Raw genomic sequence first — 16,911 nt, forward strand, 5'->3', positions numbered from 1 at the left:
TGGGTGTCCTCCGTTAGGTTTCTTGATTTATTGCTGCAATTTATCGTTAGGTGCCGCCGCCCTTGTCAGGTGTGATTCCGTCCGCGGTGAGTTTCGCAATTTCCACTTCAGAAAATCCCGCCTCAGCCAAAATTTCACTCCGGTGCTGTGCAAACTTCGGGGGCTTGCGCCGAAAGCTAGCTGGCGTTGCAGTTGCCTTTACCGGCGCGCCAAGGCCGCGATACTCGTCTATACTGACGGTCATTTCACGATGCGCAGTATGCGGATGCGCCAACGCCTCACCCACGTCCAACACCGGACCAGCCGGCACGCCTGCGGTGATCAGTCTGTCAGCCAGATCGGCCCCGTCAAAACCTGCAAGTACGGCTTCAAGTGCGCCGCGCAGCTCTGTCCGGTTTTTGACCCGCAACCCGTTAGAAACAAAGAGTGGATCGGACGCTATGTCGGGCGCCCCGATCACCTCGCATAAACGGGCAAACTGCCGGTCGTTGCCAACTGACAGATAAATCGGGCGATCCCGCGTGGCGTATGTAGAATAAGGCGAGATATTGGGGTGATCGTTGCCTGTTCTACGGGGCAGATTCCCCGACATTGTATAGTTTGCCGCATGGGGATGCAGCAGCGACAATGCGCTGTCGAACAATGCTGCCTCGACGAACTGGCCCTTACCAGAGGTGCTGCGGTGATGCAGTGCCAACAAAATGCCCTGAACCGCATTCAACCCTGTCACCATATCCACAACAGGCAAACCCACTCGCGTAGGGCCGGTTTCTTCAGTGCCATTCACGCTCATTAAACCGCCCATGGCCTGAAGAATTGCATCGTAACCCGGCATGCCGCCCAACGGCCCATCCGCACCAAAGCCGCTAACCCTGCAATGGATCAGCTTTGGAAACCGCACAGATAAGGTATCATACCCGATGCCCCATTTTTCCAAGGTGCCTGTTTTGAAATTCTCCAGCAGGACGTCGGCATCTTCAAGCAGGCGCATCAAAACCTGCTGGCCGTCTTCATGGCGCAGATCAAGCGCAAGCGCGCGTTTGTTGCGGTTGATCCCGATAAAATACGAGGCGGTGTCTTCATGGAATGGTGGCCCCCATGCGCGTGTTTCATCGCCCATGGGAGGTTCAATCTTTATCACATCCGCGCCGTGGTCACCCAGTATCTGCCCCGCAAACGGCCCCCCCAGAACGCGAGACAAGTCGATGACCTTCAGGCCCTTCAACGCACCGGTGTTTGCAGTGCTCATTGTGCTGCAACCTTATGCGTTGTCTCACCATTATCGGCAAGAGCACGGTCCAGAAGCGCTGCGATATCGGCCTCTGTTTCGCCCTCTGCATCGGTCTTTGCCAGTGGATCGCGTGTGCGCAGCTTATGGGCGATAACCGCATTTGCCAGCGCTTTGCGATCACCGCTGTACCCTGACCTACCGGCCAGTTGCGCATCTTCCCAAATCATCACTGCCGCCGAGGTTGCGTTATAAACGGCTGAGGCCGCAACACGCACGTCAACTTCAAGAGCGCGATCATTTGCAACGGTTTCCAGCAAATCGGTGGCGCGATTGAACATCTCGGCGACAGTTTTGGTATCGTCGCCTTTAGCGTCAACGTCTGCCAGCAACCGTCCGACATAGGTGCGCAACGCATCCAGCGATCCGGCACGGCGCACGGCGCGGGTCACATCCAGCGCTACGATGTTGCTGGTGCCTTCCCAGATCGACCCAAGGTGCGAGTCGCGCAGCACCCGAGCATCAGACCACTCTTCAATATAACCACAGCCGCCACGTACTTCCATGCCGTCACCCGCGACTTTGCGTGCGTCGCGACAGGTTCGGAACTTGATCAAGGGTGTCAGGATACGCAGCACCTTGGCCATTTCCGCATCACCCGCATCAGCGGCCTGCAAAACCTGCGCTGTGTGGAACACCATCGAGCGCCCCTGCTCGGCGGTGACCATCATCTTCATCAGCTGGCGGCGCATCAACGGCAGATCAATCAAACGCTTGCCGAAGGCAGTGCGGTTTTTGGAGATAAACAGCGCCTCAGACACCGCGCGTCGCATCATTCCGGCAGAGCGCACGCCATTGGCCAGACGAGACATGTTGATCATATCCGTCATCTGTTTGAACCCCTGCCCCGGATCACCCACAAGGTATGCGGTAGCACCCTCCATCACGATTTCACCGCTGGCCATTGATTTGGTGCCCATCTTTTCCTTCAGGCGCAGGATGCGATAGTTATTTTTGGTGCCATCAGGCAGAACACGCGGCAGCAGGAACAACGACAGGCCACCCGTGCCCGGTGCGCCCCCCTCGGGACGCGCCAGAACCATGCCAAGTGCGGCGTCAGGGTTTGAGCAGAACCACTTGTCGCCCGTCAGCTTCCATTCACCGTCAACCAGCTTTGCAGTTGTTTCAATCGCGCCCACGTCTGATCCGGCGACTTGTTCCGTCATAAACATCGAGCCTTGGAAAAGCTCATCCATGTCCTGACTCGTCAGGCGTTCGAAGTATTCGTCGATCAGTTCTTTGGAGCCGAATTTCACCAGTGTACGCGTCAAAGAGTCTGTCATCGACAGTGGGCAACAAAGGCCGAATTCAGCCTGCACAAACAGATAGACTAATGCGTACTTGATCATTGGGGGCAGTTTCGCGTCCGCACCGAACACGCCACCACGGTGTGACATTGCGGCAAGGCCAAATTCACCAAAGGCGTAACGCTCAAGCTCGACATAGGAGGGGTGCTTGTGAATTACTTCTAGATCAGCGCCGTTACGGGCGCGAATTTGCAGGGTCGGCGGGTTTTTATCTGCTGTCAGCGCCAGCGTTTCCAAATGTCGCCCGACAAGATCCCCCATGCGGTCCAGCTCCGGAAGCAGGCGGGCCTGTACATCTTTGTCCAGATACAACCATGCGAGATCCTGCAAAGCGATATCTGTGGCGTAGGCGTTCATTCCGGCACTGTCAGGAATGTTTTTATGGATAAGCGGTGTCATGACGGTTCCTCTCGAAAAGTAGTTCATCAGCCGGATAATGAATCATCGGCACGGCAGCATTTCGGGAAGGGTGACGCAAAGGCAATTCCATTTCCAATACCATTACAGTATTCTGCGATAGCGAAAAGGCTATCACAGGAGCATTTATGGCCATTACATTCCGCCAGCTTCAGCAATTTCTTGTGCTCAGCAAAGAGTTACACTTTGGCCGCGCGGCAAAGCGGCTGAACATTTCCCAGCCGCCGCTGAGTACCAGCATCAAACAATTAGAAGAGAATTTGGGCTTTCGACTTCTTCACCGCGATAAGCGGGGGGTCAGGCTTACCTCTGCAGGCGCCGTTTTTGCAGATCACTGTACGCGGATTCTGGGTCAGCTTGATGCGGCGCGCTCGCTTGCAGAACAGCAGGCAAAGGGGGTCGCCGGTACGCTCTCCGTACACTTTGTGCCCTCTATGCTATTTCGCAATCTACCTCGCACCCTGCGCAACTTTGAAGAATCCTATCCCACCGCCGGTCTGGACCTGCACGAGATGAACACCAACCGGCAAATCGAAAGTTTGCTGCAAGGCAAGGCGGATGTGGGATTCATTCACGCTGTTCCGCTACCGCCCGAATTGCAGTCTCATACTATCGAAACAGAACGGCTGATGTGTTGTGTGCCGCGCCAGCATCGTCTGGCCGGACGCAGCCGGATTTCAATATCCGAAATGGCAGGCGAAAAGGTTTTGGTATTTTCCCGCGAATTTGCCGCCCATTACCACGACCGTATCGTCGCCCTTTTACGCGCTGCGGATGTGGAACCCTATTCGCCCTACCGTGTACAGCACTGGTTCACCGTCATCGCACTGGTTGCACAAGGTATGGGTATTTCGCTGGTGCCGCGCTCCCTGTCCCGCTCGTCAATGGCCGATGTGATCTATATCGAGATCGAAGAACCCAATGCGGAACACGAAGTACAAATGATTTGGCAAGCCAATAGCAGTAATGATCTTACCGAGACGTTTGTGCGCTATGTGCAGATTAACGGCTTGGTATAACACCCAGGATATGCCTAAGGATTATGCGCATGATTGACACGCATACGGTACGGCCATACCATCGTTAAGAACGGAGGCCCGATCATGAATGCCCAATCACGCAAACCGACAAATCTGTCCTTGGACAGTTTGCTGCTTTCCGAAGCGAAATCGCTTAAAATAAACTTGTCACGCGCCGCAGAAGAAGGGGTTCGTTCTGCAGTTGCCGCAGCCAAAGCGGAGCAGTGGCAAAGGGAAAATGCCAGCGCACTGGAAAGCTCGAACGCTTACGTCGAACAGAACGGGCTGCCCCTTGACCGGTTCCGGCAATTTTAATGGCAAAATGCGACGTATTTCCCAACCCGTCCGGTAACGGCCTTCTTCTGGATGTGCAGACCGACCTGTTGGGCGTGCTGAACACACGGGTTGTCGTGCCGCTTTTGCCCCGTGTTATGGCACCTGAACCCGCAAGCAGGCTCAACCCGATATTCGAAATCGAGGGGCGCGAAGTCGTCATGGTAACCCAGTTTCTCGCAGCGGTGCCGGCACAAATCCTCAGACAGCCTGTTACAAACATCAGTGATGAATCCGACAAAATAACCGCAGCAATCGACATGCTGATGCAGGGATTTTAGAACCGGAGACTAACAGGCGACATATGGAAGGTATTACCTTCGTCTAAGACCGTTGCCAGAACAAAAATACGCACCGCCAAAACAGGAGAGCCAGATGAACAACTGGGTCGTTGACGCAATCGGAAAGATCAATGCAGATGCGCACAGATCGGCTGACACCCATCTGTTCAAACTTCCTCTGCCGCGCCTTGCGGGCGTTGATATCTACCTCAAGGATGAAAGCACCCACCCCACCGGCAGCCTCAAACACCGGCTGGCGCGATCGTTGTTTTTGTACGCGCTATGCAATGGCAAGATCACGCAGGGCACCACCGTAGTGGAGGCATCATCGGGCAGCACAGCCGTGTCCGAAGCATACTTTGCCCGCATGATTGGCGTGCCCTTTATTGCTGTTGTTCCCAAAAGCACAGCACGCAGCAAGATCAAGCTGATTGAATTTTATGGCGGCAAGATCCACTTCGTCGACTCTGCACCGCAGATGCACGATGCATCGGTCGAACTGGCGCGTTCAATCAGTGGCTATTTTATGGATCAGTTCACCTACGCAGAACGCGCGACAGACTGGCGCGGTAACAACAACATCGCCGAAAGCGTCTTTACCCAGATGGAGAGGGAGCCACATCCGATCCCTTCAATGCTGGTGATGAGCGCGGGAACCGGCGGCACCTCGGCCACATTGGGCCGCTACATCCGCTATAGGGGATATGATACCGAACTGACGGTCGTTGATCCCGAGAATTCGGTTTTCTATGACAGCTACATGACGTGTGATTGCAATCTGGTCTCTGACAAATCCAGCCGCATCGAGGGGATCGGCCGCCCCAAGGTTGAACACTCCTTCCAACCCGGGGTAATTGACCACATGCTACAGGTGCCGGATGCCGCAAGCGTTGCAACAATGTTGTGGCTGGAAAAGCTGATCGGGCGAAAGGCGGGGCCATCCACGGGCACAAACCTTTGGGGTGCGTTGCAGTCTGCACAGACGATGGTGGCGAAGGGGCGCACAGGGTCTATCGTGACGCTGTTGTGTGACAGCGGAGAGCGTTACCTGGACACCTACTACAACCCTGAATGGGTGGGTAAATGCATCGGGGATCATCAGAAATTTTCTGATGAACTGGACGCCAGTTTCACCTGACTGAATTCAAAGAGGTTCAGGCACCATTGCACCAGCAGCGGTGCCTGATTGGTTTAGTCTTCGTCGGTCACGTCGGATATCCATGTTCCCGCAGCGACTGCACGTGGCAGGCCAAGCGGGCCGATGGCCAACAATGCAACCTGATGCAGGTCATCCGCCGCTATACCCTCACTGACACCGCGGCGCGTGTGCGAATGTACGGCGCCTTCGGAGCCTGCGCCAATTGCAAGGGCCAGCTTGACCAAGCGACGCTCGCGCGCGCTCAGCCCGCCTGCATCAGCCGTGGCGGCCCCCAGTTCGGCATAAGCCGACCAGATCAACGGAAATTTTCGGGCGAGGTCACCGGCGGCGCCTGGTAAATCTTTGCTCATTTTATCTTCCCTATTCAGCTTGCCGCACCTTCGGCCAGTATCTCCTCAAAGGTTGATTTCGCCTTTTTGGGCATCTTCGCGTCAAGAAAACCTTCGGGCGCTTCCGCGTCGCCAACCTGAATTACCATAACCATTCCCATGGCAAGGTGCGGTTTGCAGATCACGCCAATCATTCCTTCTGTGGTCAGTTCGACAGAAATTTCCTTGTTAATCTTGCCCTTAAAACCCTCCTGCCCTTCTGGCAGCATATCCTTCATGGATTCAGCATTGTGGCTTTTATCGGTGGGCACAAAAACAACGGTATCGCCAACCTGTGCCGACACGAAACGCGGTTCAAATACCATCGATCCGGTTTCGCCTTTGTTAAGCATCTTTACCTCGATGGTTTCAGCCAGTGCTGACAGCGGCGCGATCGCAACCAATGCGGCAAGAGCAAGAGATGTAAGTTTCATTTCAATTTCCTTTCAAGGATTTAGGTTTTTTCGTTTGTGACGAACATAAGACGCAGCATGGCAATACGCGGCCATTTGCGACATTCGGGGAGGTTCAGGCGGCTATACGGGCCTCCTGAACAGCCGCAAACCAGTGCAGAACGGCAGCGCGATCCATCGGTAAATCACACGCCACATCCGCGCCAAATTCCCTCCAGCTTTGTGCATAGGTCGGGCGAACAGCGGTCAAAACGGGCACGTCAAGCGCCATGGCTTTTGCCATCAAATCACGAAATCCGCGGCCCTCGCTTTCGCCACGGCCAAACCGGTTGAGGATTAGCAGGTCGGCCCCCTGCTCCAGTTCCGCTTCGATAAACGAAGAACATTCCGCCAGCGCGCCGGGGTGCAGGCGGCACCCGTGAGAACCGTTGCCCAGAGGCTGGGAAATGCGGAAAATCCGGTTAGACCCAAGCGTCGTCAGGTCCATATCGGCACAATGACATTCACCGCCGACGGCACCACGGGTCTGCACAGCGCCACGCACCTGTAGACCGCGCGCACCCAGTATCTGCGCGATATCGTGTAGAAACGTGTCGATATCGCCATCATCAAAACGGATTGCTGAAAGGGGTGACAAGCTCATGTGATATCTCCTGTCCGGCAGAAGGGGCGCCAGAACAGCGGCGCGCCGGTTTGAATTTCGCTGGCATCGGCTGGCACTATGGCAAGACCGTCCGCATCGCTGAGGGGAAGCAAGGTGGCTGACACGCTTTGGCCCAGGCGCTGCAACACGGGCAGGCCATGATCGTCATGCCCCAAAAGGCGCACAGGAAACACTTCGGCGCGGCCTGCCTTGCGGATCCAGTTAAATCCGGCAACGGCAGGAACGGGCGCAAACGGTTCGATGCGTGCGCCCAACAGGCGATTGATCTGCGGCAGAACGAACATGTGAAACCCCACATGCACGGCAAACGGATTGCCTGGAAGACCCGTAAACGCGGCCCCTCCCAATCTGCCGAACATCACAGGCTTGCCGGGCTTCAACGCCACACGCCAGCCGTGGACTTCCCCTCCCGCTGCCGCAAGCGCATCGCGGATGTGATCTTTGCCACCCATCGAAACCGCGCCCGACGACAGGATCAAGTCATAACCATCACCAATCCCGCGCAATGCCGCAGCGGTCGCCGTGGCATCATCAGGCAAAATACCCAGATCAATCGCCTCTGCCCCCGCCTGCGCCAGTAGCGCCAAAAGCATCGGGCGGTTTGCATCGGGGATCTGGCCGGTTGCACGAACACCGCGGCACAGCTCGTCGCCCGTTGAAAAGACAGCGACACGTGGACGGCGGACAACATCGATTTCCGCAATGCCGTTTGCGGCAAACAGACCGATGTGATGCGCGCCAATGCCCGTTCCTGCGGCGACCAGCCCCTGCCCTGCCGCCTGATCACTGCCCGCGCGGCGGATGTTCTGACCGATTGCAGGCGATTGATTGAAATGGACCGTTCCGGCCTTTTCAGTACAGGCCTCGACCATCACAACAGCATCAGCACCGGCAGGCAACGGCGCGCCTGTAAAAATACGCAACGCTGCGTCTTTTGGCTGTACACCCGGCAGATCACCAGCCGCGACAGTGCCCGCAATTGGCAAGCAGCAACCGCCGTCCAGATCAGCGCAGCGCAGGGCAAATCCATCCATCGCGGAATTGTCGAAAAACGGCATCGCCTCGGCTGCGTAGACGGTATGTGCCATCGTGCGGCCCAAAGCATCAGATACACAAACCGACTGGCAGTTGGTTATCGGATGCACCTGTGCCAGTGCACGTTTCTGCGCCTCGGCAATGTCCATCATACCGGTCGAGGGTGCAAGGCTGTCACAGCCACACCCGGCGTCAACGCGTGCCATGTGCATATTTCCGGTCCTGTCAAATTTCGAAACAGAGTGCAGGGGCCGGATCATCCGGCCCCTACGGTTTGGGGCTAAGAGCCTATTTCGGCGCGTCCGAAGCGTTCTTCATCAGGAATTCCATGACAAGATCGGCTTCTTCGCCTTCCAGTCCGGCACGTGGGAACATCGATGGTGTGATGCCTTTCCACTGCTGCTGGCTGAAGTGGGTGACCTCACGTGGCGCGTGACAAACAGTACAGCGCTCGTAGTACATTTTTTCACCCGGCCCCATATCGGCATAGAGTTTCTCGGTCAGCGCTTCGAGACGATCAAGACCTAGCTTGTCCTCGTCAATTTCAGCGATTTCCATGTCCTCGATGATCGCAGGCTTTTCATACGCCATGTTCGGCCCGTCAGGGTCTTCGCATTTGCGCATGCTGCACAGGACGGTGTTTGCAGTTGTCGCCTGCGCCAGACCGGAGGAAGGCTGTGTAGAGGTCAGGAAATTAACAAGTCCCGAGTTACAGCGCCCCTTGCTGTCCAGCGATGGCCATGCACCTTCATAGATCGAGACAACGCCCGGCATAATATTATCGCTGATCACCGCGCCGGCAATCACTGTACCACGGTCGTTATACAGCTCGACCAGATCGCCATCTTCGATGCCGCGCGCGGCAGCGTCTTCGGTATTGATCCGTACCGGCTCACGGCCCTGGATTTTATAGAGCGCGCGCAGGTTTTCGGACTGGTCCATCTGGCTGTGCAGGCGGAACCACGGGTGCGGCGATACAACGTGCAACTGCCCTTCCTTGGCGTTGCCGAGGTATTCGTGCTTTTCCATCCACATCGGCATGCCCGGACAATCGTCAAGCTCAAGCTTGGCAAAATCTTCGCAGAACATCTCGATCTTGCCTGACGCGGTGTGCAATGGCGCGCCTTCCGGGTCTTCGTAGAACGCGCCGTGACGGGTCCACTTGTGCGCCGCTTCCGGCACCTCCATACGCGCATAACCCTTCTCCCAGAACTCCTCGAACGGGGTGTGGGCGGCTGCGCCGGACGCTTCATAGGCGAGCTTGATGTGGTACATCTTGTCTTCGCTGTCGGTGAACTGGGCCCAGATGCCCAGCTTGTCGGCCAGCCCTTCAAAGATTTCGTAGTCCGGCAGGCTGTCGCCGATCGGTTCGATCACCTTTTTCATCGCGTAGACTTTATCGTTGGAATAGGTGCCGCCGACACTGATGTCGTCCTGTTCCAGAGTAGACGCCGCAGGCATTACGATATCCGCCCAGCGTGTTGCCGCAGTCCACCAGACATCCACACTTACGATGGTTTCAACTTTTTCAAGCGCACGGATCAGGCGGTTGGTGTCCTGCTGGTGGCTCATAAAGTTGTTACCGGCGTTGAAGATCATTTTCACGTCGGGATAGGTGTGGGTGTTGCCGTTGTAGAAGACCTCTTTGCCAGGGTTCTCCAGCATATCGGTAATCCGGCTGGCAGGGCAGATCCCTCTGACAAAGTTACGCCCCTGCGACATACCAACCGGAGTCGCTTTGCCGGATTGTGGCATACCGCCACCGCCGTAGTGCCAGGAGAATCCTACGCCAGAGCCCGGCTTGCCGATTTTGCCTGTCAAAGAGGCAAAGTTGATGATCGCCCAGTGGGTCATCTCGCCGTGCTGGGCCCGCTGAAGCGACCATGCGCCGGCGATGTTGGTGTTTGATTTGGCGAACAGTTCGGCCAGTTCGCGGATTTTTTCCGCGTCGATGCCGGTAATCCCTGCCGCCCACTCAGGAGTTTTTGGCGTGCCGTCGGTTTCGCCCTTTACATAGGCGATCCATTTGTCAGCACCGACTGTGTATTTATTCATATAGGCGCGATCTTCCAGTCCCTGCGCAAGAACGTGGTTTGCCATGGCAAGGAACAACGCAACATCGGTGTTGGGAACGATCTTGACCCAATCGGCATTCAAGACCTCGTCAGATGCGGTTTTCTGCGGGTTGATCGAGATGAACTTGACGCCTGCATCGCGGATCATTTCCCAGCGTGACGACATATCATGGTCGGCCACAGTAAATTCGATACGGTTGTTTTTGACCGGATCACATCCGACCAGAACAAACACGTCACATTCGTCGCGGATGGTTTCCCACGCGGACTGTGGTGAATAGACTTCCATATCACCGATAATATGGGGCAAGGAAACCTGCGAGGCACCGGCAGACCAGTCGCCCGCCGTGTTGGTGCAGCCCCCGATCAGGTTGATCAAACGGCCCTGAAGCACGTTAGGGCGGAAGCTACCCGCGTTTGACCAACCGCCATAGGACGAGCTGAAGATCGCTTGGTTGCCGTGGTTGGCGGCAGTATCCAGCAGCGCCTTGGCGGTCAGACTCCATGCGGTATCCCAGTCCACCCTGACGTATTCTTCCTTGCCGCGCAGCTCAGGCTTGAAGTCTCCGGTTTCCCAACCTTCCAGATAGGATTTGCGCACCATTGGATAGTTGATGCGGGATTTGTCATAGGTCCGGTCCATCACACCGATGTTCAGCATCGCAGTCGGGCGTTTATCGACATCTTCAACAGAGTCGATGGCGATCATCTTGCCGTCGCGTACGATCGCTTCGAACGATCCAAAGTGGGTTGCGTGGAAAACACGGCCGCTGAAAGAGTTTGGATCAAGTGCGGCAAGTGCGGTTGACCCCATCAGACTTGTTGCGCCCACCGCAGCTGCGCCACCTTGCATAAAGCTACGGCGTGTTGGTTGAGTGAATGACATACTTGCCTCCTACGGCTGATCAATTTGGGCTAAATGTATGTCAACCGACTGCCGCCCTCCTTGATCCGGCGCAAAGTAGCTTGTTCAAAGATGTAAAGAATTGTAAAGATGCCGCATGTCCCAACATATTCTCATTGTCGAAGACGATCGAACCACGCGGATGCGGCTTGCCGCCTACTTGCGCGAACGGGGCTATCGCGTCAGTGAAGCAGAGAATGCTGACGAGATGGAAAAGGTCATCAGCGCCGATCCCGCAGAGCTTTTGCTGGTTGATATCAATCTTGAGGGGAAAGACGGGCTGACCATCACCCGTGAACAACGTGCATTGTCGCGGATTGGAATTATCCTGCTGACAGCGCGCGATGATCAGGTCGATAAAATCGTTGGTCTGGAAATGGGTGCGGATGACTATGTGACCAAGCCGTTTGATAAACGCGAACTGGCTGCGCGGGTCAAAAACCTGTTGGCGCGGATTGCAGACATCGGGCAAGCCCCCCAAGGGGCACCGCCGGTCGAAAATTTCGGCCCGTGGTGTTTTGACAGAATCCGGCGCAGACTGGTTTCCGCCGCCCGTATCGAAAGCCTTACAAGACAGGAATTTGACGTGATGAGCGCCCTCGCCGACCATCCGGGCCAAACCCTTGGCCGTGCGCGTCTGGCCGAGATAATGGGGCGCGCTTCTCTGCGCGCGAACGACCGGATGATTGATGTTATCGTCGGCCGCCTGCGCAAGAAGCTGGAAACCGATCCGGCAAACCCCGAATGGATATTGACCGAGCACGGGCGGGGATACCGCTTTGTCGATCCGTCCGCCGCCTAGAGCCCGGCAGCATCGGCAGCCGCGCGCAACTCATCTCGCGCGATTTCCGCCTGCCCTCGCAACTGCGCAAGCAACGCCTCATCCGCCCTGCCCTTTGCCGCCTCTATCCGCGCAAGCACAGAACACAGCTTATCAAGCCTGAAATTTGACGCCGCACCTTTCAGTTTGTGCGCCGCCTTGCGCTGGCCTTCGGGCGGCGCTGCAAGAATTGTTTCAACAGCAACAGGTAGATCATCCAGAAACTCTCTGACAATCTGCGCGGTTGTCTCCCCCCCCAAATCAACGACATCGCCGCGCAGGCTTTCAAATACTGCATCGGTATCCTGATCGTTCAAATCCTGTCCACTTCCCTGCAAAACATCAGCCAATGAACGAGGTGAAATCGGCTTTGATAAAATACACGTCACGCCCAGCCGTTTGCGGTTTTCCGGCGTATCGGCAATCATATGCGCCGTTAGCGCAACCAGCACTGGATTGGCATCAATCGCACCGATCCGTCGCGCCACCTCATCACCACCAATGTCGGGCAGGTCAAGGTCGATCAGGATCAGATCAAAGCTTTGCTCTGCTGCCGCCTTGACCCCATCTGTTCCGTTCGACGCCTCACTCACCCGGCACCCCAAACGCTCCAGATATCCACGCGCGACGATCAGGTTTACGGCGTGATCATCAATTACCAATACATCACGCGGTGCCGATATGTGCGGCGCGTCCTCTTCATCTTGTGCCGCCAATTCAGGATTACCAAGCAGTAGCGGCACAGTAAGCGTAAAGCGGCTTCCTACACCGTATTCACTTTCGACACTTAAGCCCCCGCCGAGGCTTTCGGTCAGATTACGTGAAATCGCCAACCCAAGGCCCAGCCCCTCGATCCCTGCAAGTCTCGCCGAGTCTGCGCGCGTATAGGCATCAAACGCGTGCGCTATCGTTTCGCGGCTCATCCCGATGCCGGTATCCGCGACGGTGAAACTTAGCACCGGCTGACCGGTTTGCTCATCCTTGGCGTGGTCAACCGTCAGCGTCACGGTCCCCCGTTTGGTATATTTCACCGCGTTCGAAATCAGGTTACCGACAATCTGGCGGATTTTCACTACATCACCCAACAGCACCGGCGGCGCCGAGGCCGAAAGATCAACCGCGACTTCAAGTCCCTTCGTAGTGGCAACCGATTGCAACTGGTGCCCCATCTGTCCCACTAGATCGCGCAGCGAAAAATGGACAAGATTGCCGCGGCTGCTGCGGTCTTCGCCGCTGGCGAAGCTTAATATGTCATTGGTAATTTCAAGCAGATCACGGGCAGAACGGCGCGCCAAGCGTGTCTGCTCTTTACGAACTTCGTTGCGTTCTCCCGCCTCAAGCATATCAAGCATCCCGATGACACCGTTCAGGGGGGTGCGGATCTCGTGACTCATCCGGGCAAGAAACTCGGTCTTGCTGCGGTTGGCCGCCTCGGCTTCGGCGCGCGCGGCGTCTGATGCCTGCATCTCCCCCACCACATCGCCCGTTCGCGCAATGACAGCGTCTTCCAGACTGTCGCGCAGTCGCGCGGCATCAACAGCGCGCCGGCGCAGAATGTTCAGCGCCTTTTCCATCCGTCCGATCTCGTCATGTCCGCTAATCGGAACCGGTGCGCCATATTCCCCCCTGGCGACAGAAACGATACGCCTTGAGATATTGCCAAGCCGTGCAATAAGCTCCTTTCGCGCGTAAGCCCACAGGAGCGCACCCGCAATCACCGCACCGGTTGTGAGCAGGAGTAAACCCGTCAACAATCGCGTTGATTGCTTTTTCGATATAGCGATCTGCGCAAACCCTTCGGCCTGAACAGTATCACGGGCCTGCCGCGCGCGGGCTGATAGGTCAGCAATGTTGACCTGTAATTTCGAACTGTCCTCGGTGATAGTTTCGCGCAGCGCGATCCGTTCGCGTTGAAGCGAAAGAATTCCTCCTGCCGCCAACGCGGCCTCGTGCTGTTCCAAAAGTGCCCCTGCTTCTTCCGAAGCCGTCTGCGAAGGCAAAAAAACAATGCGGCGCAACGCCAGAGATAAAAGCGATGATATATCGCTTTGGGCCATTTGAAGCGTCTCTATTGAATCCGCTGACGGCACTTGCTGCAACCGCAACCGGATTGCGTCAATTGTTCCGGCGAGCTCGCTCACCCGCTCGAAAGCAAAAAAGTACCGATCTGCCAACGCATCCAGCGTGGAACGCGCGTTACCTTGTGGGATTGAGTATAATTCAGCAATTGCAGAGGTGACACGCAACCGCGCAAGTTCCGTCTCGGAATCGACGAGCGCGCCAAGACGTGTGCCTTGCTCTGAGAGTGTCGCCGCGATCGTTTTTGCATCTTCGGCGAGTTGCAGTTCTGTCGCGGCATTAACACGCATCCGCGCCACGATGTCTCCCGCTTGCGAGCGGTTGGGCGAACCGGTTTTTGACGGGTTCATCCGCTCCAGCGCCCCTGCCCCATCCTCGATATTGCTCACAGCCTGTTCAAGGTCGTTGGCAATCTGTTCAAGATCGTCAGAGGTGTTGGCTTGCACAAATGCAAATGCCAATGCTCCGACAACCTCCGCTGATGCACCGACTTGACTAGCAAGCGCGATCGCTGGCAAATTTTTCTCCACCAGTTGTTCTTGTGCGCGGATCAGATACCAGTTGACGCCAATAGCGGCCACACCCACCATGATAGCCAAGACCCCAATCGCGCTAAGTATTCGGATCAATCTTGTGTCAAAACTTGTTCGCTGCATCACCAGACAATACGGGGCAGCCTTAGTGGGCACAATCATTCCCTGTGTAATTTCCGTGTTTGCTGCATCCCTCCCGGCGGACGCACAACACAGACCGGAATTTTGTGTATTGGTGCCTCATTTCAAGGACGAATACTGGCTTAGCGTTGGCTATGGAATTGAACAGGAAGCAGCGCGCAAAAACGTGGATCTGCTAATTTTCGAAGCAGGAGGATATCATGCACGGATTGCGCAGATAGAGCAGTTGAAAGCCTGTGCCAAAATGAATGTCGACGCTATTCTCATTGGGGCAGTTACGTTTGATCACCCCGATCTGACTTCCGTTGTAACGGAGATATCCATGCAAGTACCGGTATTCGGACTTGTGAACGCGCTGGACGTTGAAACATTGCACGGAAGAGTTGGTGTTGATTGGAAAGAGATGGGACGCGGGCTTGGTGAACATCTTGCCCTGCGTCATCCGGTCGGTTCAGCGCCAAAAACAGCGGTGTTCCTCACTGGTCCACGAGAAGCGGGATGGACCAGTCCATTGCAAAATGGACTAGTGCGGGGTTTGAGCCGGAGTTCGGTCGAAATTATAGGAACTTTCGAAGCAGACACCGGGCTTCGCAATCAACTTGAACTAGCGGAAAATGCCCTTTCCCAGCATCCGAATGCTGATTATTTGATTGGTAGTGCCCCTGCCGTGGAAGCCGCGTTTGGGTTGTATGGCGTGCATGACGGTGGGAATTTGCCGTTGCTCATTTCCACTTATGTAAATCATTCGATCTTAAGGGGACTGAAAAATGGCAATGTGATTGCTGCCAGTTTTGATGATCCCGTAAAGCAAGGTATTATGGCGTTAAATCAGATGATGATGTTTGAAAGTAATCCTGGGGAAAATGTGATGATCGGTCCGCAGATCAGGATATTGACGGGTAGGGACAAAACTTTATCTGACGCTCTTTTGTCCCCGGCGGATTATTTTCCTGAAATTCGTTAACTTGGGTTTTCATGCTTACCATCTCAAATTGTCCGCGGACAATTTTGTGCCGCAACCAAACGCTTGATCAGCTTCTCTGGGCTGAATCCGCTGCTTTTCTTCCCAATTGTGATCGAGTGGAAATATGCACCGACAGCTTTGATCTTTTCATGAAACTGCATGATTGCCCAAACTGTTGCCGCTGCGCGAAGTTGGCCGAGGTGTTCAACGGCTGCGTTGTAGGATTGATTATTGATCCCCAACATCGGCGCAAGCGTGCGTGCATGTGCAACTACGTCATGTGAAGTCTCAATTTTGTTCAAAGCAAATTCCATGGCTGCGGGACAGGCGGTTTTTAATTGGGACACACTGATGTCTACCTCGGCATCAGGTGAACTGGATGGCGGATTTCTATCAATATCTTCTTTATTAGACCTATGATGGTGCCGGACATTTCGACCGTCGTTGTCGGCCATTTGAGTTGTATCCGAGGTGTAAGAGCCATCAACTGTTTCCGCTGCAAGGGTCGTTTCCTGCAAACTCATCAACATTTCTTCGCAGTTCTGAAGACTCAGCTTGCGGCGGAGTTTTTTGAAAATCGCTAGTGCTAGATGATCTTCGGGGTCCACGTTTATCCTGTTGTTAGCAATGGCACGCAGTTTTGTCCGTTGGTATTTGATCTGGGCTTTCTCCTCAATAACCTCCGCCGCGAGTGCTGAAATTTCGAACAGCCGTGAAAAAAGGGGGGAGAGATCAAAACCGAAGCGGAGTGTTTTGCCTTCCATTTTGCTGTGCCTTGTGAATCGCTTCTTATTAGGGCTGTCATTGCGTTGCAGGAGGCCGGCGTCCTCCAGGATTGCAGCGTGACGCCTGAGCGTTCTGTCGGAGATACCGTTGCGCCGGAATGTGAGCGTTGAGTTTGACGCAAAAACGGTGTGGTGGTTGCGTTTTGGCGCGAGGCACGACAGCATCGCATCCAGTGTCGTGATCACTGTTGGGCTCAGGCCTAGCCTCGGTGCCGCATTGCGGATCGTTTCGATAACGATATGCCGTTCTGGCACTACATTGTCCGCGGACAATACTTCATCAGTCCGCTGGCCATCGGCCGCAGTTGCTTTGATAAATGTCATGT

The 16,911-nt window shown here is 55.4% G+C and carries 15 protein-coding genes; 6 read left to right on the forward strand and 9 right to left on the reverse strand.

All coding sequences use genetic code 11. The features are described from left to right. Positions 1 to 46: 46 nt before the first annotated feature. Together OS189_RS16075 and OS189_RS16080 are read right to left on the reverse strand one after the other, a co-directional pair. Positions 47 to 1,249 carry a CaiB/BaiF CoA transferase family protein gene (locus OS189_RS16075; protein ID WP_267168356.1) on the reverse strand — a complete coding sequence of 401 codons (1,203 nt, stop codon included), beginning with the start codon at positions 1,247 to 1,249 and terminating at the stop codon, positions 47 to 49. Further along, positions 1,246 to 2,994 carry an acyl-CoA dehydrogenase family protein gene (locus OS189_RS16080; protein ID WP_267168357.1) on the reverse strand — a complete coding sequence of 583 codons (1,749 nt, stop codon included), beginning with the start codon at positions 2,992 to 2,994 and terminating at the stop codon, positions 1,246 to 1,248. The genes OS189_RS16075 and OS189_RS16080 overlap by 4 nt, the downstream gene beginning before the upstream one ends. Before the next feature lie 146 nt (positions 2,995 to 3,140). Here OS189_RS16080 and OS189_RS16085 point away from each other — a divergent pair, with 146 nt between their 5' ends. The 4 genes from OS189_RS16085 (at position 3,141) to OS189_RS16100 (ending at position 5,783) form a co-directional block, all read left to right on the forward strand. Beyond that, positions 3,141 to 4,031 carry a LysR family transcriptional regulator gene (locus OS189_RS16085; protein WP_267168358.1) on the forward strand — a complete coding sequence of 297 codons (891 nt, stop codon included), beginning with the start codon at positions 3,141 to 3,143 and terminating at the stop codon, positions 4,029 to 4,031. Positions 4,032 to 4,115: 84 nt separating this feature from the next. Beyond that, a complete protein-coding gene (locus tag OS189_RS16090) occupies positions 4,116 to 4,346 on the forward strand; it encodes a type II toxin-antitoxin system CcdA family antitoxin (RefSeq protein ID WP_267168359.1) in 231 nt (76 codons plus the stop codon). Next, positions 4,346 to 4,645, forward strand: coding sequence for a CcdB family protein (locus OS189_RS16095; protein ID WP_267168360.1), 300 nt, complete (start codon positions 4,346 to 4,348; stop codon positions 4,643 to 4,645). The genes OS189_RS16090 and OS189_RS16095 overlap by 1 nt, the downstream gene beginning before the upstream one ends. A gap of 94 nt (positions 4,646 to 4,739) precedes the next feature. After that, on the forward strand, positions 4,740 to 5,783 hold the full coding sequence (locus OS189_RS16100; protein WP_267168361.1) for a PLP-dependent cysteine synthase family protein: 1,044 nt from the start codon (positions 4,740 to 4,742) through the stop codon (positions 5,781 to 5,783). Positions 5,784 to 5,836: 53 nt separating this feature from the next. On the opposite strand, the gene OS189_RS16105 is transcribed toward OS189_RS16100, so the two are convergent. From OS189_RS16105 to OS189_RS16125, 5 genes are all read right to left on the reverse strand, one after another. After that, entirely contained in the window at positions 5,837 to 6,154 is a 318-nt protein-coding gene (locus tag OS189_RS16105; protein WP_267168362.1) for a carboxymuconolactone decarboxylase family protein, read from the reverse strand. Positions 6,155 to 6,168: 14 nt separating this feature from the next. Beyond that, complete coding sequence (locus OS189_RS16110) at positions 6,169 to 6,606, reverse strand: pseudoazurin (protein WP_267168363.1); 438 nt, start codon at positions 6,604 to 6,606, stop codon at positions 6,169 to 6,171. Between the two features lie 94 nt (positions 6,607 to 6,700). Next, entirely contained in the window at positions 6,701 to 7,228 is a 528-nt protein-coding gene (locus OS189_RS16115; protein WP_267168364.1) for a DUF2478 domain-containing protein, read from the reverse strand. Continuing rightward, complete coding sequence (locus OS189_RS16120) at positions 7,225 to 8,490, reverse strand: molybdopterin molybdotransferase MoeA (protein ID WP_267168365.1); 1,266 nt, start codon at positions 8,488 to 8,490, stop codon at positions 7,225 to 7,227. Before OS189_RS16120 ends, OS189_RS16115 begins: the two co-directional genes overlap by 4 nt. An 82-nt stretch (positions 8,491 to 8,572) precedes the next feature. Continuing rightward, positions 8,573 to 11,245 carry a molybdopterin-dependent oxidoreductase gene (locus OS189_RS16125; protein ID WP_267168366.1) on the reverse strand — a complete coding sequence of 891 codons (2,673 nt, stop codon included), beginning with the start codon at positions 11,243 to 11,245 and terminating at the stop codon, positions 8,573 to 8,575. Positions 11,246 to 11,360: 115 nt separating this feature from the next. On the opposite strand from OS189_RS16125, the gene OS189_RS16130 reads away from it, so the two are divergent. Beyond that, a complete protein-coding gene (locus OS189_RS16130) occupies positions 11,361 to 12,065 on the forward strand; it encodes a response regulator (RefSeq protein ID WP_267168367.1) in 705 nt (234 codons plus the stop codon). On the opposite strand, the gene OS189_RS16135 is transcribed toward OS189_RS16130, so the two are convergent. Beyond that, a complete protein-coding gene (locus OS189_RS16135; protein WP_267168424.1) occupies positions 12,062 to 14,752 on the reverse strand; it encodes an ATP-binding protein in 2,691 nt (896 codons plus the stop codon). The genes OS189_RS16130 and OS189_RS16135 overlap by 4 nt on opposite strands. Between OS189_RS16135 and torT the strand changes: the two genes are divergently transcribed. Beyond that, entirely contained in the window at positions 14,751 to 15,800 is a 1,050-nt protein-coding gene (torT, locus tag OS189_RS16140) for a TMAO reductase system periplasmic protein TorT (RefSeq protein ID WP_267168368.1), read from the forward strand. The genes OS189_RS16135 and torT overlap by 2 nt on opposite strands. Positions 15,801 to 15,823: 23 nt before the next feature. Here the strand turns inward: torT and repC are convergent, their stop codons facing one another. Further along, positions 15,824 to 16,909 (reverse strand): plasmid replication protein RepC, encoded by a 1,086-nt coding sequence (gene repC, locus OS189_RS16145; protein WP_267168369.1) that lies wholly within the window; start codon positions 16,907 to 16,909, stop codon positions 15,824 to 15,826. Positions 16,910 to 16,911: the final 2 nt, after the last annotated feature.

The sequence above is a fragment of the Sulfitobacter sp. F26169L genome, assembly GCF_026410285.1.
Lineage (GTDB): Bacteria > Pseudomonadota > Alphaproteobacteria > Rhodobacterales > Rhodobacteraceae > Sulfitobacter.

What these genes read in the sequence shown, in the direction of transcription:
- OS189_RS16120 (WP_267168365.1), bottom strand. Translation starts at nt 8,490, where the DNA reads ATGGCACGCGTTGACGCCGGGTGTGGCTGTGACAGCCTTGCACCCTCG.
- OS189_RS16100 (WP_267168361.1), top strand. Translation starts at nt 4,740, where the DNA reads ATGAACAACTGGGTCGTTGACGCAATCGGAAAGATCAATGCAGATGCG.
- OS189_RS16075 (WP_267168356.1), bottom strand. Translation starts at nt 1,249, where the DNA reads ATGAGCACTGCAAACACCGGTGCGTTGAAGGGCCTGAAGGTCATCGAC.
- OS189_RS16115 (WP_267168364.1), bottom strand. Translation starts at nt 7,228, where the DNA reads ATGAGCTTGTCACCCCTTTCAGCAATCCGTTTTGATGATGGCGATATC.
- torT (WP_267168368.1), top strand. Translation starts at nt 14,751, where the DNA reads ATGATAGCCAAGACCCCAATCGCGCTAAGTATTCGGATCAATCTTGTG.
- OS189_RS16080 (WP_267168357.1), bottom strand. Translation starts at nt 2,994, where the DNA reads ATGACACCGCTTATCCATAAAAACATTCCTGACAGTGCCGGAATGAAC.
- OS189_RS16090 (WP_267168359.1), top strand. Translation starts at nt 4,116, where the DNA reads ATGAATGCCCAATCACGCAAACCGACAAATCTGTCCTTGGACAGTTTG.
- OS189_RS16130 (WP_267168367.1), top strand. Translation starts at nt 11,361, where the DNA reads ATGTCCCAACATATTCTCATTGTCGAAGACGATCGAACCACGCGGATG.
- OS189_RS16105 (WP_267168362.1), bottom strand. Translation starts at nt 6,154, where the DNA reads ATGAGCAAAGATTTACCAGGCGCCGCCGGTGACCTCGCCCGAAAATTT.
- OS189_RS16135 (WP_267168424.1), bottom strand. Translation starts at nt 14,752, where the DNA reads ATGGTGGGTGTGGCCGCTATTGGCGTCAACTGGTATCTGATCCGCGCA.
- OS189_RS16110 (WP_267168363.1), bottom strand. Translation starts at nt 6,606, where the DNA reads ATGAAACTTACATCTCTTGCTCTTGCCGCATTGGTTGCGATCGCGCCG.
- OS189_RS16085 (WP_267168358.1), top strand. Translation starts at nt 3,141, where the DNA reads ATGGCCATTACATTCCGCCAGCTTCAGCAATTTCTTGTGCTCAGCAAA.
- OS189_RS16125 (WP_267168366.1), bottom strand. Translation starts at nt 11,245, where the DNA reads ATGTCATTCACTCAACCAACACGCCGTAGCTTTATGCAAGGTGGCGCA.
- OS189_RS16095 (WP_267168360.1), top strand. Translation starts at nt 4,346, where the DNA reads ATGGCAAAATGCGACGTATTTCCCAACCCGTCCGGTAACGGCCTTCTT.
- repC (WP_267168369.1), bottom strand. Translation starts at nt 16,909, where the DNA reads ATGACATTTATCAAAGCAACTGCGGCCGATGGCCAGCGGACTGATGAA.